Annotated in this window: 21 protein-coding genes; 9 read left to right on the top strand and 12 right to left on the bottom strand. The window is 58.2% G+C overall.

Going from position 1 to position 20,154, the window contains the following annotated elements; translation table 11 throughout:
* Positions 1–6: 6 nt before the first annotated feature.
* The 3 genes from QQF73_RS05635 to QQF73_RS05625 are packed head-to-tail and all read left to right on the top strand — an operon-like array spanning position 7 to position 2,592.
* On the top strand, positions 7–549 hold the full coding sequence (locus tag QQF73_RS05635; protein WP_219866437.1) for an adenine phosphoribosyltransferase: 543 nt from the start codon (positions 7–9) through the stop codon (positions 547–549).
* A 21-nt stretch (positions 550–570) separates the two neighbouring features.
* On the top strand, positions 571–1,233 hold the full coding sequence (locus tag QQF73_RS05630; protein WP_219866438.1) for a fumarylacetoacetate hydrolase family protein: 663 nt from the start codon (positions 571–573) through the stop codon (positions 1,231–1,233).
* A gap of 45 nt (positions 1,234–1,278) precedes the next feature.
* On the top strand, positions 1,279–2,592 hold the full coding sequence (locus QQF73_RS05625) for an ABC1 kinase family protein (RefSeq protein WP_219866439.1): 1,314 nt from the start codon (positions 1,279–1,281) through the stop codon (positions 2,590–2,592).
* 33 nt (positions 2,593–2,625) lie between these two features.
* On the opposite strand, the gene QQF73_RS05620 is transcribed toward QQF73_RS05625, so the two are convergent.
* Positions 2,626–3,303, bottom strand: coding sequence for an SIR2 family NAD-dependent protein deacylase (locus QQF73_RS05620; protein WP_285367551.1), 678 nt, complete (start codon positions 3,301–3,303; stop codon positions 2,626–2,628).
* Positions 3,303–4,706 (bottom strand): FAD-binding oxidoreductase, encoded by a 1,404-nt coding sequence (locus QQF73_RS05615; protein ID WP_285367550.1) that lies wholly within the window; start codon positions 4,704–4,706, stop codon positions 3,303–3,305. The genes QQF73_RS05620 and QQF73_RS05615 overlap by 1 nt, the downstream gene beginning before the upstream one ends.
* Before the next feature lie 193 nt (positions 4,707–4,899).
* On the opposite strand from QQF73_RS05615, the gene serA reads away from it, so the two are divergent.
* Together serA and QQF73_RS05605 are read left to right on the top strand one after the other, a co-directional pair.
* Positions 4,900–6,129: a phosphoglycerate dehydrogenase gene (serA, locus tag QQF73_RS05610; protein WP_219866442.1), complete on the top strand. Its 1,230-nt coding sequence runs from the start codon at positions 4,900–4,902 to the stop codon at positions 6,127–6,129.
* A gap of 242 nt (positions 6,130–6,371) precedes the next feature.
* Entirely contained in the window at positions 6,372–6,656 is a 285-nt protein-coding gene (locus tag QQF73_RS05605; protein WP_219866443.1) for a hypothetical protein, read from the top strand.
* Between the two features lie 93 nt (positions 6,657–6,749).
* Here QQF73_RS05605 and QQF73_RS05600 read toward each other — a convergent pair whose 3' ends face one another.
* The gene (locus QQF73_RS05600) at positions 6,750–7,406 is read right to left on the bottom strand and encodes a YiaD family glycine zipper/OmpA-like lipoprotein (RefSeq protein ID WP_218635100.1); all 657 of its coding nucleotides are present in this window, start codon (positions 7,404–7,406) and stop codon (positions 6,750–6,752) included.
* 19 nt (positions 7,407–7,425) lie between these two features.
* Positions 7,426–8,457: an alpha/beta hydrolase gene (locus QQF73_RS05595; RefSeq protein WP_219866444.1), complete on the bottom strand. Its 1,032-nt coding sequence runs from the start codon at positions 8,455–8,457 to the stop codon at positions 7,426–7,428.
* A 79-nt stretch (positions 8,458–8,536) separates the two neighbouring features.
* Here QQF73_RS05595 and QQF73_RS05590 point away from each other — a divergent pair, with 79 nt between their 5' ends.
* Positions 8,537–9,430, top strand: a complete 894-nt coding sequence (locus tag QQF73_RS05590) for an alpha/beta hydrolase (RefSeq protein ID WP_285367548.1) — start codon at positions 8,537–8,539, stop codon at positions 9,428–9,430.
* On the opposite strand, the gene QQF73_RS05585 is transcribed toward QQF73_RS05590, so the two are convergent.
* Together QQF73_RS05585 and QQF73_RS05580 are read right to left on the bottom strand one after the other, a co-directional pair.
* Complete coding sequence (locus QQF73_RS05585; RefSeq protein ID WP_219866446.1) at positions 9,408–9,686, bottom strand: GIY-YIG nuclease family protein; 279 nt, start codon at positions 9,684–9,686, stop codon at positions 9,408–9,410. The genes QQF73_RS05590 and QQF73_RS05585 overlap by 23 nt on opposite strands.
* A complete protein-coding gene (locus QQF73_RS05580) occupies positions 9,676–10,584 on the bottom strand; it encodes a DMT family transporter (protein ID WP_219866447.1) in 909 nt (302 codons plus the stop codon). The genes QQF73_RS05585 and QQF73_RS05580 overlap by 11 nt, the downstream gene beginning before the upstream one ends.
* 93 nt (positions 10,585–10,677) lie before the next feature.
* Here QQF73_RS05580 and QQF73_RS05575 point away from each other — a divergent pair, with 93 nt between their 5' ends.
* On the top strand, positions 10,678–11,775 hold the full coding sequence (locus QQF73_RS05575) for a TRAP transporter substrate-binding protein (protein WP_219866448.1): 1,098 nt from the start codon (positions 10,678–10,680) through the stop codon (positions 11,773–11,775).
* Between the two features lie 83 nt (positions 11,776–11,858).
* On the opposite strand, the gene QQF73_RS05570 is transcribed toward QQF73_RS05575, so the two are convergent.
* The gene (locus tag QQF73_RS05570; RefSeq protein ID WP_285367547.1) at positions 11,859–12,698 is read right to left on the bottom strand and encodes a 23S rRNA (adenine(2030)-N(6))-methyltransferase RlmJ; all 840 of its coding nucleotides are present in this window, start codon (positions 12,696–12,698) and stop codon (positions 11,859–11,861) included.
* 200 nt (positions 12,699–12,898) lie between these two features.
* On the opposite strand from QQF73_RS05570, the gene QQF73_RS05565 reads away from it, so the two are divergent.
* On the top strand, positions 12,899–14,206 hold the full coding sequence (locus tag QQF73_RS05565) for an MFS transporter (RefSeq protein WP_416383196.1): 1,308 nt from the start codon (positions 12,899–12,901) through the stop codon (positions 14,204–14,206).
* 163 nt (positions 14,207–14,369) lie between these two features.
* Positions 14,370–14,663, top strand: a complete 294-nt coding sequence (locus tag QQF73_RS05560) for a DUF6316 family protein (protein ID WP_219866451.1) — start codon at positions 14,370–14,372, stop codon at positions 14,661–14,663.
* Between the two features lie 280 nt (positions 14,664–14,943).
* Here QQF73_RS05560 and QQF73_RS05555 read toward each other — a convergent pair whose 3' ends face one another.
* The 5 genes from QQF73_RS05555 to QQF73_RS05535 form a co-directional block, all read right to left on the bottom strand.
* A complete protein-coding gene (locus QQF73_RS05555; RefSeq protein ID WP_219866452.1) occupies positions 14,944–15,306 on the bottom strand; it encodes a DUF4870 family protein in 363 nt (120 codons plus the stop codon).
* Positions 15,307–15,376: 70 nt separating this feature from the next.
* Positions 15,377–17,017, bottom strand: a complete 1,641-nt coding sequence (locus QQF73_RS05550; protein WP_219866453.1) for a methyl-accepting chemotaxis protein — start codon at positions 17,015–17,017, stop codon at positions 15,377–15,379.
* Positions 17,018–17,235: 218 nt separating this feature from the next.
* The gene (locus QQF73_RS05545) at positions 17,236–19,266 is read right to left on the bottom strand and encodes a PhoX family protein (protein ID WP_285367545.1); all 2,031 of its coding nucleotides are present in this window, start codon (positions 19,264–19,266) and stop codon (positions 17,236–17,238) included.
* A 195-nt stretch (positions 19,267–19,461) separates the two neighbouring features.
* The gene (locus tag QQF73_RS05540; RefSeq protein WP_219866455.1) at positions 19,462–19,755 is read right to left on the bottom strand and encodes a hypothetical protein; all 294 of its coding nucleotides are present in this window, start codon (positions 19,753–19,755) and stop codon (positions 19,462–19,464) included.
* An 89-nt stretch (positions 19,756–19,844) separates the two neighbouring features.
* Positions 19,845–20,102 carry a hypothetical protein gene (locus QQF73_RS05535; protein ID WP_219866456.1) on the bottom strand — a complete coding sequence of 86 codons (258 nt, stop codon included), beginning with the start codon at positions 20,100–20,102 and terminating at the stop codon, positions 19,845–19,847.
* Between the last annotated feature and the right edge of the window lie 52 nt (positions 20,103–20,154).

Below are 20,154 nucleotides of genomic sequence, written 5' to 3'. Positions count from 1 at the left end.
CCCGTCATGGATTATTTCTCCGAAAGCATCAAGAAAGCCATTCGCACCGTACCTGACTGGCCCAAACCCGGGGTGGCCTTCCGAGACATCACCACGGTCCTGCAGGACAAGACCGCGTTTCGCAAGCTGATTGACGCCTTTGTCCATCGCTACCACGGTCATGAAATCGATGCGGTGGCAGCGGTCGATGCACGCGGGTTCATCATTGGCTCGGCTCTCGCCTACGAACTGAACGCATCCCTGGTGCTGGTCCGTAAAAAGGGCAAACTGCCGTTCGACACGCTGGTCGAGGATTATGAACTCGAATACGGCACCGCATCCGTGGAATTGCACAAGGACGCCTTCAAGCCCGGCGACAAGGTGGTCCTGGTGGATGACCTGATCGCGACTGGTGGCACCATGCTCGCCGCCACCCGCCTGATCCGCCGCATTGGTGCAGAAATCGTGGAAGTGGCAGCGATGATCGACCTGCCAGATCTCGGCGGCTCCCGTAAGCTGCAGGATGAAGGACTTCAGGTTTATACTGTCTGCTCGTTTGACGGCGACTGAACAGGCAGACAGGAGGCGGTTATGCAGGATTACCAACATCACTGGAAGGATGGCACTCCGGTGCACCTGCCGCTGGGCAAAATCGTCTGCATCGGCCGCAATTACGCAGAACACGCCCGGGAGTTGGACAACCCGGTGCCCGATGAACCGCTGCTGTTCATAAAACCCTCGACAGCGGCGGTGCACATCACCCGCCCCTTGGTCCTCCCCCAAAATCTCGGATCGGTTCATTTCGAGACGGAACTGGCGGTGCTGATCGGACGCCCGCTGACCAATGCCTCGGCGAGTGAAGCGGAAACCGCCATCCTCGGCTATGGTTTGGCACTGGATCTGACCCTCCGGGATGTTCAGACCACGCTGAAAGAAAAGGGGCACCCCTGGGAACGTGCCAAGGCATTCGATGGCGCCTGCCCGCTGTCACCGTTTGTCGCCAAGGAAAAACTTCGCACGGACAACATCCACTTCACCCTGGACATCGACGGCGAGCGCCGGCAAACCGGGGATACCCGCGAGATGCTCAATCCGGTGGTCCCGCTGATTGCGCACATCAGCACCCTGTTCTCGCTGCTGCCGGGTGACGTCGTGCTGACCGGCACGCCCAAGGGTGTTGGCCCCCTGCAGAATGGCCAGACGCTGTCACTGGAAATGGAGGATGTGCTGTTCGTGGAAACCAAAGTGGTTTAACGTTCAGTCAGCAAACCTATCTCCGGTGAAGGACGTACATCTGGCATGGCAAAGAAACCGGTAACCTCCCGACGCGGACGATTTCTGAAACTCGCAGGCATGACCGCATCCGTGGCCGGCCAGTATGCTGGCCAGCGCGCGCGCCGGATGTTTCGCAGTGAAAACGACGAAGGCGCCCAGAGCGAGAGCTATACCCGCATGGCCGGGCAGATTGCAGATACCCTGGGCGAGCTGAAAGGCGCCGTCATGAAGGTGGGGCAGATTGCCTCCCAGACCCAGGACTTCCTGCCCAAGGAATTCTCCGACGCCCTGCAGACGCTTCAGAAAGAAGCGCCGCCTATGCCCTTTGATGTCATTGTGGAGCAGATTGAATCGGAACTGGGTAAGCCCGTCTCGGAACTGTTCGAATACCTTCAGGAAAAACCCTACGCCGCCGCTTCAATCGGTCAGGTACATCGGGCCCGCCTGCACGACGGCACCGATGTCATTGTTAAGGTCCAGTACCCGGGTGTAGACGAATCCTGCGATTCGGATCTCAAGCAGCTACGGATGACCCTCAAGCTTGGCGGGCTGCTGAAAATGCCCAGGGAAGCAGTGGATCAGTTATTTGGCGAGATCCGGGAACGGCTCAAGGAAGAACTCGACTACGTTAACGAAGCCGACAACATCCGGTTATTCCGAAAGTTCCACCAGAACGACAACTGGGTCATCATTCCGTCGGTGGTCGACAGCCACTCGACCCGTCGGGTACTCACCCTCGAACTGGTCGAGGGCGACCATGTCAGCGAGGTCACACCGGAGCGCTACGATCAGGAAACCATCAACCTCATCGGCCAGCGCATCTTCACCACCATGGCCGACCAACTGTTCCGCTTTCAGTGCATCCACGGCGATCCGCACGCCGGTAATTTCGCCTACCGGCCAGATGGCTCAATCATCATGTACGATTTTGGCTGCGTGAAAAAATTGAAGCCGGGCATCGTTGAGTCTTATCGCAAGGCCCTGGTTGCGGCACTGGAGGAGGATTATCAGGCACTGGACCGCCACCTGATCGATCTGGGTGCCCGGGTCGAAAGCCAGCCAGCCGTGGACGAAGCCTATTACGCGATGTGGCGCGACATTTTGATTGTCCCTTTCAACCAGGACGAACCCTACGACTTCGCCGAAGCGGACCTGCACAAGCACGTAGCGGCCAAGACCAGTACCGTCTTTAAATACCTGGATTACTTCAAGCCGCCGGTGGAGAGCATCTTCATCGACCGTATGATTGCCGGGCATTACTGGATGCTGAAGCGTCTGGGGGTGCAGGCGGCGTTTCGCTCGGAGCTGGAGAGATACCTGGAAACAACCCCGGGCTGACCGCCAACAGCGCTGGCTGGCCAAGTCTCCGGTTCAGCGCAGACCGGCGACCCACTCGGCAACGCCTTCACAGGCCCCCTTGCGAATGAACCGGGCCCGGGACACCGAGGCGGGCGCGCCGGGATCCACCACCGTAATGGGCACGTCCCGATCCACTTCGTACACCAGGCCGGCCGCCGGGTAGACCTGCAGCGACGTGCCGACGATCAGCAGATGGTCTGCGGTACGCACCACATCGGCGGCCGTGTCCAGCATCGGCACCTCCTCGCCAAACCAGACAATGTGCGGGCGCAGCTGGGCACCCCGCTCGCACGTTTCTCCCGGCCGGATATCCCGATAGCCAATGTCATACACCAGTTCGGGATGCCAGGAACTGCGGGCCTTGGTGAGTTCACCGTGGAGATGAATAACCTGACTGGAGCCGCCACGCTCATGCAGGTCATCGACGTTCTGGGTGACCACTGTCACCCGGTACCGGGATTCCAGCTCCGCCAGCAGGCGGTGGGCCTGATTGGGCTGCGCGGATTCCAGCTGGCGCCGCCGGTCATTGTAGAACCGCAGCACCAGTTCCTGATTGCGGGCGAACGCCTCGGGCGTGGCCACGTCGTACACACTGTGCTCCTCCCACAGGCCGCCGTTATCACGGAAGGTGGAGAGTCCGCTTTCAGCGCTGATACCAGCGCCGGTGAGTACGACAATATGGTCCCGCATCAGTCGAAAATTTTCCCCGGATTCATGATGCCCGCAGGGTCAAACACCTGCTTGATGCCTTTCAGGTAGGCGATTTCCGACTCGCTGCGCGTGTATTGCAGATAAGGCTTCTTGGTCATGCCTACGCCGTGCTCGGCCGAAACACTGCCCTGGTAGCGCTCAACAATCTCGAATACCCACTTGTTGACCTGCTGACACTTCTCGAAGAAGTCTTCCTTGGCCATGTCTTCAGGTTTGAGAATATTCAGGTGCAGGTTGCCATCGCCAATATGGCCGAACCAGATGATCTCGAAATCCGGGTAGTGTTCGGTCACCACCGCGTCGATTTCCTCGAGGAATCCGGGCACCTTGGAAACCACCACGGAGATATCGTTCTTGTAGGGCGTGCGGGGTGCAATGGACTCCGAAATCCGTTCCCGCAACTGCCAAAGGTTCTGGGCCTGGGTTTCACTCTGGCTGATGACGCCGTCGAGCACCCAGCCATTCTCCACGCATTGCTCGAACAGGGACATGGCATCGTCCATGACCTGATCGGAAACCGCTTCAAACTCCAGAAGCGCATAGTACGGCGCCTCGGACTCGAACGGTGCCTGGACCTGACCGTGAGCCAGGACATGCCCCATGGCCTGGTGCGAGAAGAACTCGTAGGCGGTCAGGTCTATCTGCTTCTGGAATGTCTGGAGCACATCCATGGTGTTGGTCAGGTCGTTCAATCCCAGCACCAGCACCGTGAGGTTGTCGGGTTTGCGGGAGAGCTTCATGGTGGCCTCGGTGATAAAGCCCAGGGTTCCTTCCGCACCGATGAACAGATGACGCAGATCGTAGCCGGTATTGTTCTTGGCCAGATCCTTGTTGAGATCGAGAACATCACCCTTTCCGGTGACCACCTTCAGACCTGCCACCCAGTCACGGCTCATGCCGTAGCGAATCACCTTGATACCACCGGCATTGGTGGACAGATTTCCACCCAATTGGCTTGACCCCGCTGACGCAAAATCGACCGGGTAATAGAGGCCGTTCTCCTCGGCAAAATTCTGGAGCTGCTCCGTGACCACACCGGCCTGACAACGAACGGTTCGATCGCTGGCATTGAAGTCGAGGATCTGATTCATGTTATCGAACGCGACCACCACCTCACCGTTGGCCGCAACCGCGCCGGCACTCAGGCCGGTACGACCGCCCGAAGGCACCAGTGCCACCTGGTTCTGGTTGGCGAACTGCACCAGGGCCTGAACCTGCTCCGTGGTCTTGGGCAGAACAATCGCCAGCGGCTTGGGTGGATAGATCCTGGTCCAGTCCTTGCCATAGTTCTCAAGATCAGCGGGGTCCGTCAGCACCTTTCCGGGGTTGTCACCGGAGGCAACCAGGTCGTTCAGGGAAGCAATGATCTGTTCGGAATTCATGAATGCGTAAGTCTCGTAAAAGGTTGGTCCGGAGGCCCGAAAACCGGCGGCTTTCAAGACAGTTGATTCAGGCAAACCGGCGCGCTGTGAAATTCTGCGTTTATGGTATCATACCGCCCCTGTTCTGTGAGCCAGCCCTGACGATCACTGGCCACGGGTCATTTCACGTGACGAAAGGTTCGGAAGCAAGCCCATGTCAAATACGTCTCTCGAAAAGAGCAAAATCCGGATCCTGCTGCTGGAAGGCGTGCATCAATCTGCCATTGATACCCTGAACGCTGCAGGCTACACCAACATCGAGTATCTGACTCACTCGCTGGCCGAGGAAGACCTGATTGAGAAGATTGCCGATGCGCACTTCGTCGGTATTCGCTCGCGCACCCAGCTGACCGAGAAAGTATTTGAGGCCGCCAACAAGCTGGTGGCTGTGGGATGTTTCTGCATCGGCACCAACCAGGTCGACCTGCAGGCGGCGACCCGTCGGGGTATTGCCGTGTTCAACGCGCCTTTCTCCAACACCCGAAGCGTGGCCGAACTGGTGCTGGCACAGGCCATCCTGCTGCTGCGCGGCGTGCCGGAGAAAAATGCCAAGGCCCATCGCGGCGAGTGGCTGAAGTCCGCCAAGGACAGCTACGAGATTCGTGGCAAGAAACTGGGCATCATCGGCTACGGCAACATCGGAACCCAGTTCAGCGTCCTCGCGGAAGGCCTGGGCATGGACGTCTACTTCTACGACGTGGTTTCCAAGCTGTCGATCGGCAACGCCACCCAGGTGGGCACCCTGCAGGAACTGCTCAACATAGCTGACGTGGTGAGCCTGCATGTGCCGGAAACGCCGTCTACCAAGTATATGTTCAAGGCGGAACAGTTCGCACAGATGAAGCCGGGATCCATCCTGATGAACGCCTCTCGCGGTACCGTGGTGGACATCGACGCGCTGGCTGACGCGCTGCGAAGCGGCAAGCTTCTGGGCGGAGCCATCGACGTATTCCCGGTTGAGCCCAAGTCGAACACCGAAGAATTTGTCTCGCCGCTGCGCGAATTCGACAACGTGATCCTGACCCCGCACGTGGGTGGATCCACCATCGAAGCCCAGGAAAACATCGGCCGCGAAGTGGCCGAGAAGCTGGCCATGTACAGCGACAACGGCACCTCCGTGTCCTCGGTCAATTTCCCGGAAGTGGCGTTGCCGTCTCATCCGAACCAGCACCGTCTGCTGCACATTCACGAGAACGTGCCGGGCGTCATGTCCGAGATCAACCAGGTTTTCTCCGAGAACGAGATCAACGTCTGCGGCCAGTACCTGCAAACCAAGGAAGACATTGGTTACGTGGTGGTTGACGTTGACAAGGAATACGGTGAACTGGCGCTGGAAAAGCTGCTCCACGTTAAGGGCACAATCCGCTGCCGCGTCCTGTTCTGAGCCTGTCGTTCCAGATTCGCCAGTACCATCGAAGCCCGGGCATAGACCCGGGCTTTTTTTTGACGGTAAACATTCACGGCCAAACCTGATCAAGTCCAAGCAGAAGAGGCCAAAGGCCTTTTTATTTCCGGGATTTAATAAGAATCTCATGATCTGGCCTTGAGAAAGAAGGGATACCGGCCATGTTTAAGAGTAGGAACTGGATATAACCAGTCCATTCATCTCAAGACAGGAGCGCATCCATGTCCGTTAGAGAATCCCTTTTGACCAAACTGCAAACCCAGACCGAACGGTGGAGCAAGCAGATCGACCAGGTAAGGGCAGAAGCCGAGGCCAAGATGGCGAAGGCCGAAGATGACAAGGCAGAAGCCGAGATCCAGAGGGAATTTTCAGAGAAGATCCAATCCCTTGAGGACCAGATTGAAACCGCCCGGGCAAGACTTGGCGAGCTCAGGGATTCGGGGGAAGATCAATTGGACAACCTGAAGCGGCGTATCGACGAATGGTTGCCCAGCAACACCAACTGAGCACAGGCCACCCGGTAAACCGGACACCCGCAGAAAACAAAAAAAGCGCGGCAACCAGGGTTGCCGCGCTTTGATATATCTGGCTTGGCTTTCTTACTGCATCGGAACCAGGGTCAGCTCCACACGACGGTTCTGCTCGCGCCCAGCGGCGTTGTCGTTGGATGCGATCGGGTAACGTTCACCGTAGCCAACGGCCCGGGTGCGCTTGGGCTCAATGCCGCGATTCAGCAGGAAATCCCGAACCGAACTGGCACGACGCTCACTCAGCAACTGGTTGTAGCTCTGGGAGCCTGAGCTGTCTGTGTGACCTTCGATCTGGATGATGGTCTTGTCGAATTCCTTCAGAACCAGAGACACCGAATCCAGGGTGTCAGTGAAAGAAGGCTTGATGGACGACTGGTTCAGGTCAAAGGTGATGTTGCCAGGCATGATCAGCTCGATCTCATCGCCATTTCGAACCACACGCACGCCGGAACCTTCCAGCTTGCGGCGCAGTTCCGCTTCCTGCTTGTCCATGTAGTAACCGATACCACCGCCAATTGCGGCACCACCGGCTGCACCAATGAGGGCACCCTTGCCCCGGTCACTTTTACTCGAAGTTGCTGCACCAATAGCCGCACCACCCAGCGCGCCAATGATACTGCCCTTGGTAGCGCTGGAGGTTTTTTCTTCACCGGTGTACGGATCATAGGTCATACAACCGCCAAGACCTACGGTCGCAACCGCGAAAGCAAGAATCGTCTTTTTCACAGCATTCTCCTGTGTTTATTTATTCACGGCCCGCTGGGCCGTTCCCAACAGTTTGCACCGCTTCGTTCGAAAACGTGTCAATGATGGTATTGAATACCGTCGCCTGCAAATCCTGAGCTTCGTTCACTAAATGATGACGACCGTCAGGGATTCTCAGTTCCTCAACTGAGGAAAATTTGTTACGAAGAATTCTCAGATTGTGCTCCCAGTCCACAGTCAGGTCCTTTTCGCCCTGAACCACTGTGACCGGAAAGTCCACCGGGCGCGCCGATTCGATGTGGGGCACCCAACTGCGCAATGCGCTGACCCAGTCCACGTGTACGGCCCGTGCCTGCAACGGATCATGCTCTCGCAGAAACCGCAGGAAACGGGAATCGCCGCTGTTCGCCGAAAAAACCCTGCGCCAACGGGTGATAAAGGGCTTGACCATGCTGTGCAGCACCTTTGCGCCGAGCCAGCCCACCGGGCGTATCAGGGGCGCCAGCAAAACCACCCGGCGGAACGCCGACGTCTCCTGGGAGTGGTGGTTAGACAACAGGTAATCGATCAGGATCGCCCCACCGGTGCTTTGACCAACCGCGAACCAGGGACCCCGAACCTTGCCCCTGACGCGGGCCATAACATCCGACAGCACCCCCTGGTACTCGATGAAACTGCCGATGGCCGCGGGCGTACCACTGGACAAACCATGGCCCGGCTGATCGTAGGCCAGGACATCAAACCCCGCCCCGAGGCACCGGTCAATGAGTTGGCTATACAACCCGACATGGTCAAAATAGCCATGCAGGATGAAAACCGTTCCCCGCTGGCTGGATGACTCGGGTAACCGGTAGTAATGAACCATGACCTGATGGCGACTCGCCTCCACATACCCCTGGTGGTAGCTCACTTCCGGGTGCTCCACCCACAGGTCCAGACCATAAAAACGGCAATAGGCTACCATTTCATCGCGGAGCTCTCTTGGCGCGGCGGGATCGAACGCTTCCAGTCGATCCAACAGTGAATGCCTGTCCCAATCCGGAATTTCTATGGTATCTGTTTTCCAGTACACGTAGAGTTAAACGCCTGTCATGATTGATTAATAAGCTATTTGATCTGCAATCCTAACGCATAGCGGGGGTAGAACACAGATGCTTCAACACCTTCTCGAGGCCGGTCTTCGCCAAACCATGAAGCACCTGGTTCGTCCCATGCTTCATCCTGCAGTCCCGGTCAGGCTCCAGCGTTCCCTGGTTCGGCAGGCTTATCGCACGTCCAAACCTCCACGCGGCTGCCGCTTCGAACAGGACGCCATCGCCGGCATCCCGGTCACCCGCAGCAGCTTCGGCCCGAACACCCGCGGCGTGGTGCTGTACCTGCATGGCGGCGGCTACATTATTGGTTCTTCCAGTACCCACCGCGGGCTTACCGGGCACCTCGCAAAATCCACGGGTTGCCAGATCATCACCCCAGATTATCGGCTGGCGCCGGAACATCCTTTCCCCGCAGCGCTTGATGACGCTGAAGCAGTCTACACGACGCTGCTCGAACAGGGCTACAAGCCGGAACAGATTGCCGTGGCTGGAGATTCAGCAGGAGGCGGCCTGAGCGTTGCACTGGCCATGCGGCTCCGCGACCGGCATTTGCCCCTGCCGTCGTCGCTCACGGTTTTCTCGCCCTGGGTAGACCTCAGCCAGCAACAACTCTATTCACCGGAATGCGAGCCGGTGCTTCAGGCCCGTTGGACCGAGAAATCCGCGCAATCCTACAGCGCCGGCGAAACGCTCACCAACCCGCTTATTTCGCCGGTGTTCGGTGATCTGACCGACCTGCCACCACTGCTGATCCAGGTCGGCAGTGAAGAAATCCTGCTCAACGATGCCCAGCGACTTGCCGCTGTCGCACAGAGGGACAACGTCCCGACCACACTCGAAGTCTTCAACAGTCTCTGGCACGTGTTCCAGGTTCACAGCGGGCAATTGGACCGGGCCACCGAGGCGCTTGAGGACGCAGGCGCCCACATCAAACGTCATCTGGCAGCCTGAGTTCACCACGTGCCAACGCCTCTTTTTGCGCGCGCGGCCACCGCTTGATGTGCCATTCAAGGCGCGACGCCCGGCTTCGGTCCCCCGCTGGCGAATGAAACACCAGCTCCAGCGGCCCCTTGCCCCTCAGGCTCCTTGCGCCCCTGGGCGCACCCGCCTGATGTTCGGCAAATCGTCGGTGTACGTCGGTGGAGATGCCGGTATACAGCGAACCTTTCGCGGTCCTGACCATATAAACAAACCATTCAGGAGCCATGGGCCAGCGCCTGCTCACGATTTCGCACTTTTTTCTGCTGCAACCAGAGCCCGGCGACAATCAACACCAGCCCGACGTAGGTGGAAGGCAGGATCTGCTCTCCGAGAATAAAGTAAATAAACACCAGGGAAAGGAACGGCGAGATGAAAATCAGATTGCTGATCTTCGAGGTGTTCTCTGCCTTCTTCATAGCGTAGGACCAAAGCACAAACGCCACGCCCATCTCAAACGCACCCACGTAGACCGCTGCGGCCAGAGAGCCGGCGGATGGTACGGCAAAGCCTTCCGTCACCCCACAGATCAGGGCGATGACGGGCAGTCCAAACAGGAAATTCAGGAACAGGCCAACCACCGGATCCCGGGTGTCGCGGGTAGCCAGGATCCAGTAGGACGCCCAGATCAGGGTACTGCCAATGGCGAGGGCCACGCCCAGCGGGTCGGAGAAGCTCAGCGAGGTCACTGCGCCCCGGGTGGCAATGACCACAACACCGCCGTAACACACGAGACCGGCCAGGATATCCAGCCTCCGTAATCGTTGCCCAAGGAAGGGCACTGACAGGTAGGCCAGCACCAGGGCCCAGGTATAATTGAGCGGCTGCGCCTCTTGCGCCGGCAATCGGTCGAAGGCACCGAACAGAACGAAGTAATACAGGCAGGGGTTAATCAGCCCCATGCCGAACGATTGCAGGTATTGTCGACGGTTAAGCTCAAACACCTGATGCCAGCGGCCCTGGACCACCAGCACACCGCCAATCACCAACACCGAGGAAATACACGCAATCAAGAGCATCTCGACCGGCGACAACTCCCGCAACGCCAGTTTGAACGCCGTGGCAACCGTAGACCAAAGCAGGACCGTCGCGAGGCCGAACAGCATCGCCTGCTTCTGGTTTTTCATACTCCCTCCGACGATTGAGAGCAGGAACCCGCCTGCCCAAATGTGTTAACTTAGCGGCAATTCACCATTCACCCCGGCTCTGGAGAACGGGAAATGCGCACCACCAGCCTCAGGTTTTCCTTTCTGGCAATCCTGTTCGCACTCATGGCCGGCTGTTCCGAAAGTGAACCCACGTCGGCAGGCAGCGTATCGCCGGAAGCCGAACCACCGGAATACCCCGTCACCTGGCGCTTTGCCCTGGAAGAAATCGAGGGCAGTGTACAACACGCCTATGCGGAAGCGCTAAAGGAGAGTATTGAGGAACTGTCTGACGGCAAAATCCTGCTGGATATCTTTCCGTATGGTTCTCTGGGGACCTCGGCTCAGCTGACAGAACTCGCCAAAAATGGTTCGGTGAATCTCGCTTTTGCCTCCCCGGGGCACTTGGCCGACCAGATTCCCGAGGTGGGTGTATTCACCCTGCACTATCTGTTGTCCGATGACGGGGAAGTGAACCGCCAGCTCCTGGCCAGCCCTGAACTCATGGCGATGTTCGAAACGCCCTACGCCAGTCGGAACCTGAAACTGCTGGCTTTTGTACCGGAAGGGTGGATGGCGTGGACCGCCAACAAGCCTCTACGTACGCCGGCGGATTTCGAGGGCCTGCGAATCCGGACCATGACCTCGGACATGGCGGCAGCAACTTACCGTGCCTATGGCGCCAAGCCGAGCCAGACGCCTTATTCCCAGGTATACAGCGACCTGCAACTGCGCCAGATTGACGCCCAGACCAACCCGATTTTTGCGATCGAGGAGATGAACTTCTACGAAGTACAGAGCACCCTGACGGATGCCCGCCCTGCCCAGTTCATTTCCTCCTTGGTCACCAACGGAGACTGGTACAAGGCGTTACCTGCCAAGCAGCAGCAGTGGCTCGATAGCGCTCTGGCCGAAGTCGCCGAGGTGTCCTGGAAAACCCAGGAAGAACTTAATCAGACCCGTCTGGAGAGCATGCTCGAAGCCGGCGATATCAAGGTGGTTCGGCTCACCGAGTCCGAACGCGCGGCGTTTGCAGAAGCCAGCAAGCCGGTGCATCAGGACTACATGGACGCAACCGGCGAACGCGGGAGTGAAATTCTCAAGCGGATTCGCCAGCTGGTTGAAACGCTTGAGAGCCGAGCGCAGACATCACCGACCGAGAACGGGGGCTGAGACAAAGCCAACGCCTTCATCAGCCAGGACACCTGCATCAGGGTTCGTTTGCGATAACTACCACAACGGGTTGATACTTCGCTCTACTCAGGCACCAGCCAATCCAACTGGTGTCTGATGTCCAGCAGGTCGGCTCCCTCGACCTCCCCCATCATACTTGCCAGGCGGTCATCGAATCCCCAGGGTGGGTTCACGACCAGCATGCCCGAACCGGTCATGCCCCGTTCCGGCGGGTGCTCAAGGCGCACTTCGCTACGCAGGACCTTTCGAATCCCACTCTGCCGGACCGCGTCTATCAAGCCCTGCTGGAGTCCACTGGTGAGAATCGGATACCAGATAAGAAAGACGCCATGCCGGCACTTCTGCCATGCCTTTGCCAATGTTGCCGCCACATTGGCGTAATCGGACTTGATTTCATAGGAAGGATCAATCAGCACAAGCAATCGCGGCTGCTGGGGCGGAAGCTGCTTCAGCAAACCGGTAAGACCATCCGAACGGACCACCCTGACCCCCTGCTCCGATGCCCAGTCTTCCAGGTGATTGCCTTCGGTGGGGTGAAGCTCAAAGGCCGCCAGCGAGTCTCCGGGGCGGAGAAAGCGGCGAAACCACGCCGGCGAACCGGGATAATGTTTCAGCCGGCCGGTCCCCGGGTTGTTCGCTGACAACGTATCCAGCACCGTTTGCCAGTCCGGCGATTGCAGTCGGGCCCGGGCAGTCCAGACTCTCTGGACGCCGTGATCGGCCTCAGCCGTCTTCCGGGCCCGCTCACTCTCGAGATCGTAAATCGCGCTGCCGGCGTGGGTATCCAAAAAGGCAATACCCGACGGCTTGGCCTGCATCATTGCAATGGCCAGCGTCAGGGCTGCGTGTTTCTGAACATCGGCGAAGTTTCCGGCATGGAAGGCGTGGAGATAACTCAGCATGGATCGGCTCCCTAAGTACGGAGGCCCATTAGGCATCAAGGAAAATCATCAGGCAAGCAAGCGGCGCCTCCGGCGGTTGCTGCAGTGTTCCGTGATTGGCTGGTCTGACCGGTTGCCCCCTGCGTAGATCCCGGGTTCAGGGATATCGTGGTTAGCTGGTATCCTTGCCATACACTCGCTCCGAGGACGCCGGTTTGCCCATGCAGAACAGAGATCACATCGATCAGCTCTACAGCCTCATTGCCAACGAGGAAGATGCTCGCGTCTGCAAGGACATACCCGAGGAAGCCTGCCGTGAAGTCCCGCGCAATTTCTTCCTGATTCTGGCCAGCAACGTTCTGACCAAACTCGGAGACCTGCTGATCAGCCCGAAAACTGTACTGGCGTGGCTAATGAGCACTGTTGGCGCTCCAGCTCTCGTGGCCTGGCTGGTCCCCATTCGCGAAGCAGGCTCCCTGGTACCACAGATGGTGATTGGCGCCTGGGTCCGGCGAAAAGCGGTACGTAAGTGGTTCTGGACCCTCGGTAGCTTCGGTCAGGCCGTCAGTGTCATTGCCATGGCCGCCAGTGTCTGGTTTCTGGAGGGCTATGCCGCGGGCGGTGGCATAATCGCGGCACTGATCGCGTTCTCGCTCGCCAGAGGCTTCTGCTCCGTGGCGATGAAGGACGTTCAGGGAAAATGCATTCCCAAGACCCGCCGGGGCCGATTGTCCGGACTTGCCACCACCCTGGGTGGAACGGCAACGGTACTCATGACAGTGTTGCTGTTCTGGGATCGTGGCGACCCCAGCATCGCCTTTTACACCGCCCTGCTGCTGCTTGCCGCCGGTTTCTGGATCATTGCGGGGTTCCTGTTCGCTGGCGTCCAGGAATATGCGGGAGAAACCGGTGGTGGCGGCAACGCCCTCTCCGACGCCCTGAAAAGCCTCTCGCTTATGCAGGACGATGCCCCGTTTCGCCACTTCGTGATTACCCGAGCCTTGCTGCTGTGCTCTGCCCTTGCGTCCCCGTACTTTGTGGTTCTGGCCCAGAAAGAGGCAGACGCCGGGTGGATGCTGGGCATTTTCCTGCTTGCCAGCAGTCTGGCAAGTTCCGTCAGCGCCAGTTTCTGGGGCTGGATGGCCGACAAATCCAGTCGCCAGGTGATGATCCGAGGAGCCGCCATGGCCAGCGGCGTATGCCTCGCCGTTGGCATTACCGCCCTGTTCGTGGGCACGGATATGGGCAGTGTTTGGTTTTATCCGGCCGCTTTCTTTATCCTGAGCATCGCCCACGCTGGCGTCCGTCTGGGGCGGAAAACCTACCTGGTCGATATGGCTGGCGGCAACAAAAGAACCGACTACACTGCAGTTAGTAATACGGTGATCGGTTTTCTACTGCTGATAACCGGTGGCCTCACTGCACTGGTGTCCACAGTGTCGGAGGTGGCCGTGATTCTTGTTCTGGGTTTGATGGGGTTCGCGGGCTTGTTAAGTGCCCTTAGGCTCCGGGAAGTGACGTCAGATTGACCCGTCCGTCTGAGAGCTGCGTCACAAAAAGCAATGCCCGAGGAACCATTTTGGGGCATTGTCCGTGGTGAGCGGTATCCACAATCACGGACCAGACCAGCGGGAAGATAACAACAAGGAAGTGTCGTTCTACTGCGTAGTCGTTGTAAACAGAGGCAGAGACATGAGAACAGACACCGCAATACCCAGCACACATCAGAACCGGCTCATGCACACCTTGTATGGCTGGTATGCCCTGACCCGCGAACAGGCGGATCTGGGTCCTTTCGCGACGTCAAAAGAGGCTTCCGACGCTCTTAGTTGCCACATCAAAGCCTACAAAGGCCTGAACAAACGAACGCCCGGCGCTTTGAAGGCCGTGCACCTACACGATGCAGATCAGTGTTCCAAGACCAACTGCGGGCTGTGCGTCGAGGCCAGGATCTTCTGGCACTCGCTGGCAGTAGCAACTCCATGATTGGCCACCGGAGTCTGAACATGAGCTACCGTGAAAGTCTGTTCCCACCCCACCGCCGAGCCAGGGTGACCTTCGCCCTGTGCTTTTTCCTGCTCAGTCTGGCCGCTCTCAGTTATGTGAGCACCCTCTGATACAGGAAAAATAAAGAAAGGGCCGTGAATACGGCTTTGTGATTCGGTGTTCAGTCGGGCCTGAAGACCCGGCTCGGATATCAGCAAAGACAGCAGGGACGGTGCAAACTCCACTTCCACGGTGTCGAACCGCCCGGTCGTCTGGAACATCAGACGGGTTTTCCCTCGTTCAGCGCGAGTGCGCCTTTGACAATCCGGTAAATGATCCAGATAGAGATCCCGAGCAGGATGAACCAGCCAATGATCAGCGGCGCTGTCACGATACCGATAACTGTCCACAGCAGACCGATCCAGAAGGTGCGAATCTGCCACTGGAAATGGCGCTCGATCCAGGTATTGCGGACGTCATCCATCTTGACGTAATTGATGATCACGCCCACCAGACCGGTGATGCCGCCAACAAAGAATGACAGGGCCTGAAGGATATAGACCACAACCGCCAGATTGCGCGCCGGGTCTGAACGACGTGCGATCGGGTCGGGATCAGCGGGGATATGTTCCTGTTCTGCCAAAACGTACTCTCCTTCGGGGTTTCTTTCTGGAGTCTACCACAGCCCGCAGACACCGAAACTTCCTGAAGGATCAGTGGTTGTCCGGACGGTATCCCAGGCGAAAGCCGCCCCAGTGCTTACCCTTTACATAGATGGGCACGGAGAGGTCATGCATGATTTCCCCGGTGTCCCGACGATAGGTCTGCAACAACATATCCTGGGTGTGACTACCACAACGGATACCGGTCCGGTCATTGAACAGCCGTTTGCTCCGGCTCTTGACCAGGTCCACCTTGGGATCGCCGGTCGGGGCATGGGCGAAGTCGCGGTTATGGGTAGGTACGTAGCCGTCCGGTGCCGCAGAGATGGCAAAGACCAGGGACTCGTGGGCGTTCTTGACGGCTTCCTGAACGGCAGGCAGGTACTGGTCGGTAAATCGGTCAAAACTGCTCGCGTACTTGGGCGGGTGGGTATTGCGAATCAATTCCCGCTTCCTATCAAACAACGCCTGTTCCGACAGCTTGCCGTCACGGATCGCCTGTTCAAACAACCGGCTGATCTTCGCGGCGCCGGTCTTGGCCTGGTCGTAAAAAAACCGGTGGTAACTGGCATCACTGTTCAGGGCAAAGGCGGCGTTGGCTTTCTCCGCCAGTTCCATCAGGGTTGCGGCCTGTTCCGCAAGTGACGCAACGCTGGAGTCACTCTCTTCAATCTGATCCCGGACCGTTTCAATGCCGGCAAACATCTGCTCCAGACTCTGCTCATTTTTCTGGTCGATTTCAGCAATCCGGGCCACCTGCTGCTGCACCCGGTCTGATTGGTCACGAATCTGGTCCAGACGCTCGCCAACACTCTCCACGGACGTCAGCCCTTCCTCGACGCTACGGGCAAGATCCTCAATCCGGGTGACAACCAGGTTGGTGCCTGATCGAATTTCCTGCAGGGTTTCGGCGACTTCACTGGTGGCCTGGGCCGTTCTACCCGCCAGTTGCCGAACTTCATCCGCGACTACCGCAAATCCCCGGCCCTGCTCACCAGCGCGAGCGGCTTCGATGGCGGCGTTGAGAGCCAACAGGTTGGTCTGCTCGGCGATGCCCTGAATGGTGGTGGTGACACCCTGGATCTTGTTGGATTTCTCATTCAGTTCCTGGATGAGCGTGAGGTTCTCTGCCGATTGCTGATGAACCAGCCGCACGCTGTCGATGGCATCGACCAGAGCCTGCCGCCCTTCTGCACTGGTCACACTCGCCTGGTGCGCCATGGTAGCGGCCTCAGTGGCCTGGGCGGAGGATTCACGGACAGTTTCCGTGATCTGGCCAGCGTAGTCGGCCATCTGGGCGGTCTCTTGCACCTGTCGGTCAAGACGCAGTTTCAACTGGTCAGCGGCGAAAGAGACCTGGGCCGCAGAAATGGCATTCTGGTCAGCACTGCCAGCCAGCGTCTCAACCAGGGCACGCCCCGCCTTGGCATCAGCAAGCAGACCGTCACACTGGGTTCGAAGCGGATGATCATCAGGCAAGGAGCCGTCGTTCAGGCCCTTGATGCCCCGTTCAATGGGTTCGAGAACCCGTAAGATGAAGTAACCACCGGCAAGCGCAAGACCGCCAATCAGTCCAATAAACACGGACGCGGGTTCAAGACCTAACACTGGTGCCACCAATACCCCGGTAACCGCACCGACGACCGCGACTGCCACCCCCCAGAGAACTGTTGTCCGTTCGAGTAATGCCATACAAACCTCGAAATTATTGTTTTTCGTTCAATCATTCTTCGCCTGAAGGCCATTAGGGAGATTAATGAATTGGCTTAAGCTAATAACTCATACTTTAGTTGATACTTTGATTGTAACGGCGTGGCCGGCGATTTCTTGAACAAAAAAACCGCAGGGCCAACCGATTCCCTGACGGAATCGACCAGCCCTGCGGTTGCAGTCAGCGGTTGGCAGGGCGCCTAGGCGCCGATTACTCCACCATCGTCACGGGTGACAATCACCGCGGCATCTCGCGGATGGTCGCCTTCGGTCCCGAACGGCCAATCCGCCGCCGGATGCTGAATATTGACGAACATGGTCTTCACATCCGGCGTGGTCACCACACCGGTGACCTCACACCCCTGAGGTCCCACGAAGAAGCGCTTGATTTCGCGGGTCACCGGATTGGCCGCCAGCATCATGTTGTTCTGGTATGGCGCATCGTCGGAGCCATCGGTCTGAATCCACAGCCGGCCGTTGTAGTCGAACCAGAGACCATCCGGGCTGTTGAAAATATTGTCGTCACTCAAGGAAACAACCGTGTTTCCATCGACAACCGTTTCGGTGCCCTGTTCACCCGCAAACACAAAGATGTCCCAGTTGAACGCAACAGCGGCGTGGTCATCGTTTTCCTCCGCCCAACGGATGATGTGGCCGGTGCGGTTTTCTGCCAACGGGTTGGCCGCGTTGGTCTGTTCTTCCGTACGCTGGGAGTTATTGGTCAGCGTGAAATAGACCTCACCGGTGTTCGGATCGACGGCTCCCCACTCGGGTCGGTCCATCGGTGTTGCGCCGGCAATGTCGGCGGCCAGTCGGGTGTTCAGCAGCACATCGGCCTGGTTGGCAAAACCGTCGAATGCAACTTCACCGACCGTGGTGCCTTCGGCGGCAGCCACCTTGGCGGCAAAGTCGGCATCCTCAAGCGACAGTGCCAGCCAGTCCCCGGAGCCGTCCTCGTTGAAGCGGGCAACGTACAGAGTACCCTTATCCAGCAGATAACCACCGGCAGTCGCTGCCGAATAAGGTTGGGATGACACGAACTTGTAGATGTACTCGAAGCGGGAATCGTCACCCGAATAGCAGACCACCGGCTGGCCTTCCTTGACCGGCGCGAAAATCACCCCCTCGTGACCAAAACGACCCAGGGCGGTGCGCTTCTGCGGCTTGCTCTCGGGCGTAAAGGGATCGATCTCTACCATGTAACCGAAGGTGTTGGCTTCGTTGCGATAGTCCTCGTCCGCGTTTCCGGCACCCGGGGTAATATCAAAACGGACGTAGGCGTCCGCCCCGTTGTCCGCCAGCTCCCAGTCGTATCGACTGGAGCTGCCGACACCATGGCGGGCCTGTTCCCGGGGCTGCGTGCCCGCGCTATTGGCAAAATAACCGTGCCAGTTTTCTTCGGCGGTCAGGTAAGTGCCCCACGGTGTCGGGCCCATGGAGCAGTTGTTCAGGGTGCCGCGGGTTTCGGTGGCATCCGGGCTGAACCTGGTGATCAGTTTCTCGTATCCACGTACGGGGCCGCGGATATCCATCTCGGTACCGCCGGTAATCCGCCGGTTGAACGGGCTGCCAAAGACCACATCCCAGGTGCCTTGGCTGTCCTGCCTGATATGCACCACGGACACACCATGGGCGGCAATCTCCTTTCGAACTTCGTCCTCGGGACGCACACCACCGTTGGCGTCAGCGCTGGTGGGGCCATCCGGATGCAGGGCGCCCTGATTGATGTACTCGTGATTCATCACCAGCAGGCCCTCGGTGGAACTGCTGCCGCCGGCTTTCTGGTCGATCGGGAAGAAATGCATGCCATCGTGATGCATGCCGATCTGCTGTTCCTGGTCCTCACCGCTGTTGGAGGCATCGGCCCGGAAAGCGGGATAGGAACCGGTAATCGGTGTACCCCAGGGCAGGAAAGCCTGGGCGGAGTAGCCTTCGGGAACAACCACCTGGTTGGCGGCTGAGACAGCAACGGCCTTGAAACCCAGCTCGGTGGCCGAGGCGTTATCGGAGTTGGCATTGGTGTTGCCACTGCTACTATTACCGTCGCTGGCGCATGCTGCCAGGCCGACGCCCATGATGCTGGCCAGCGCGGCACCAACAGTGCCTTTTATCACCGAGCGGCGTTGCATACGGGCCGCGAGGACCTCATGGAACGGGTTGTTGCCGGCGTGGTTGACTACCGGTTCGTAGTTCGGATCCAGGTAATTCGGATCAAGGTCGTGCTTGGCCATGGTGCTCTCTCCCTATAATGACAGGCATTCGTTTCGGAGAGGTCAGTTTCAACAGTAATTATGACAGGGCGGGAACAGAGTTAAGACAGAATGGTTACCGTTTTTTGACAGGTGCTTGCCGGCAGGGTTGCAGGACTGACAACCCGGCACAGAGGTACGGCTCTGCGCCGGACAGCGCAAGGTGACTCCGACGTGTTACTGGGTCATTTCCTCGTAGCCCTCTTCCATGTCTTCTCCGGCCTCTTCAGCGGCATCACCCATTTCATCCGCCGCATTTTCCGCACCCTCTTCCAGTTCGCCAAGGGCGCCTTCGTCCTGGCCGGTCGCTTCCTCGTACGTCTCTTCGGCTGCGTTACCGGCGTCTTCCATCATTTCACCGGCATTGTCGGCAGCCTGTTCGACATCGACACCTTCGTTGTCTTCGGAACTGCAGGCCGAAAGGCCGAGTGTCATCGCGAACGCCAGTACACCCAGTGTGAACTTGTTCATAACCATATCCTTCTGTTGGTCGGTGATTTCGACGAAACAGGTTACGGCCACATCCTGCTACATACAATTACATCAGGGTTACTCTTTGGTTAGTAATGACTTACGGAGAGAAGCTGACCATCCAGGGTAATCACATGATCTATGCCCACCAGGTTCCCCCGACCGAGCAGGATGAAATCCTGGCCCGCCCGCCTGAACAGATCCCTGATGACGTCGTGAACCACACAAACCTGGCCGGCGCTGTCGCGATAGACCACCTCCGCCAGCCGACCTGACGTAAGGTATTCAGTGAGCATATCCTGGACAGACCAGTGCACCGCCACTGAATGAGCATTCGGTGTTGCCATGATTTTACCATCCCTGTGGTCGAGTTCTTATCTTGTTCCTGGTCTACTCAAC

Source organism: Marinobacter albus, assembly GCF_030238305.1.
GTDB classification, from domain to species: Bacteria; Pseudomonadota; Gammaproteobacteria; order Pseudomonadales; family Oleiphilaceae; genus Marinobacter; species Marinobacter albus.
This window is presented reverse-complemented; position numbering and strand designations above follow the sequence as displayed.

What these genes read in the sequence shown, in the direction of transcription:
- QQF73_RS05635 (WP_219866437.1), top strand. Translation starts at nt 7, where the DNA reads ATGGATTATTTCTCCGAAAGCATCAAGAAAGCCATTCGCACCGTACCT.
- QQF73_RS05630 (WP_219866438.1), top strand. Translation starts at nt 571, where the DNA reads ATGCAGGATTACCAACATCACTGGAAGGATGGCACTCCGGTGCACCTG.
- QQF73_RS05625 (WP_219866439.1), top strand. Translation starts at nt 1,279, where the DNA reads ATGGCAAAGAAACCGGTAACCTCCCGACGCGGACGATTTCTGAAACTC.
- QQF73_RS05620 (WP_285367551.1), bottom strand. Translation starts at nt 3,303, where the DNA reads ATGCGGGACCATATTGTCGTACTCACCGGCGCTGGTATCAGCGCTGAA.
- QQF73_RS05615 (WP_285367550.1), bottom strand. Translation starts at nt 4,706, where the DNA reads ATGAATTCCGAACAGATCATTGCTTCCCTGAACGACCTGGTTGCCTCC.
- serA (WP_219866442.1), top strand. Translation starts at nt 4,900, where the DNA reads ATGTCAAATACGTCTCTCGAAAAGAGCAAAATCCGGATCCTGCTGCTG.
- QQF73_RS05605 (WP_219866443.1), top strand. Translation starts at nt 6,372, where the DNA reads ATGTCCGTTAGAGAATCCCTTTTGACCAAACTGCAAACCCAGACCGAA.
- QQF73_RS05590 (WP_285367548.1), top strand. Translation starts at nt 8,537, where the DNA reads ATGCTTCAACACCTTCTCGAGGCCGGTCTTCGCCAAACCATGAAGCAC.
- QQF73_RS05585 (WP_219866446.1), bottom strand. Translation starts at nt 9,686, where the DNA reads ATGGCTCCTGAATGGTTTGTTTATATGGTCAGGACCGCGAAAGGTTCG.
- QQF73_RS05580 (WP_219866447.1), bottom strand. Translation starts at nt 10,584, where the DNA reads ATGAAAAACCAGAAGCAGGCGATGCTGTTCGGCCTCGCGACGGTCCTG.
- QQF73_RS05575 (WP_219866448.1), top strand. Translation starts at nt 10,678, where the DNA reads ATGCGCACCACCAGCCTCAGGTTTTCCTTTCTGGCAATCCTGTTCGCA.
- QQF73_RS05570 (WP_285367547.1), bottom strand. Translation starts at nt 12,698, where the DNA reads ATGCTGAGTTATCTCCACGCCTTCCATGCCGGAAACTTCGCCGATGTT.
- QQF73_RS05565 (WP_416383196.1), top strand. Translation starts at nt 12,899, where the DNA reads ATGCAGAACAGAGATCACATCGATCAGCTCTACAGCCTCATTGCCAAC.
- QQF73_RS05560 (WP_219866451.1), top strand. Translation starts at nt 14,370, where the DNA reads ATGAGAACAGACACCGCAATACCCAGCACACATCAGAACCGGCTCATG.
- QQF73_RS05550 (WP_219866453.1), bottom strand. Translation starts at nt 17,017, where the DNA reads ATGGCATTACTCGAACGGACAACAGTTCTCTGGGGGGTGGCAGTCGCG.
- QQF73_RS05545 (WP_285367545.1), bottom strand. Translation starts at nt 19,266, where the DNA reads ATGGCCAAGCACGACCTTGATCCGAATTACCTGGATCCGAACTACGAA.
- QQF73_RS05540 (WP_219866455.1), bottom strand. Translation starts at nt 19,755, where the DNA reads ATGAACAAGTTCACACTGGGTGTACTGGCGTTCGCGATGACACTCGGC.
- QQF73_RS05535 (WP_219866456.1), bottom strand. Translation starts at nt 20,102, where the DNA reads ATGGCAACACCGAATGCTCATTCAGTGGCGGTGCACTGGTCTGTCCAG.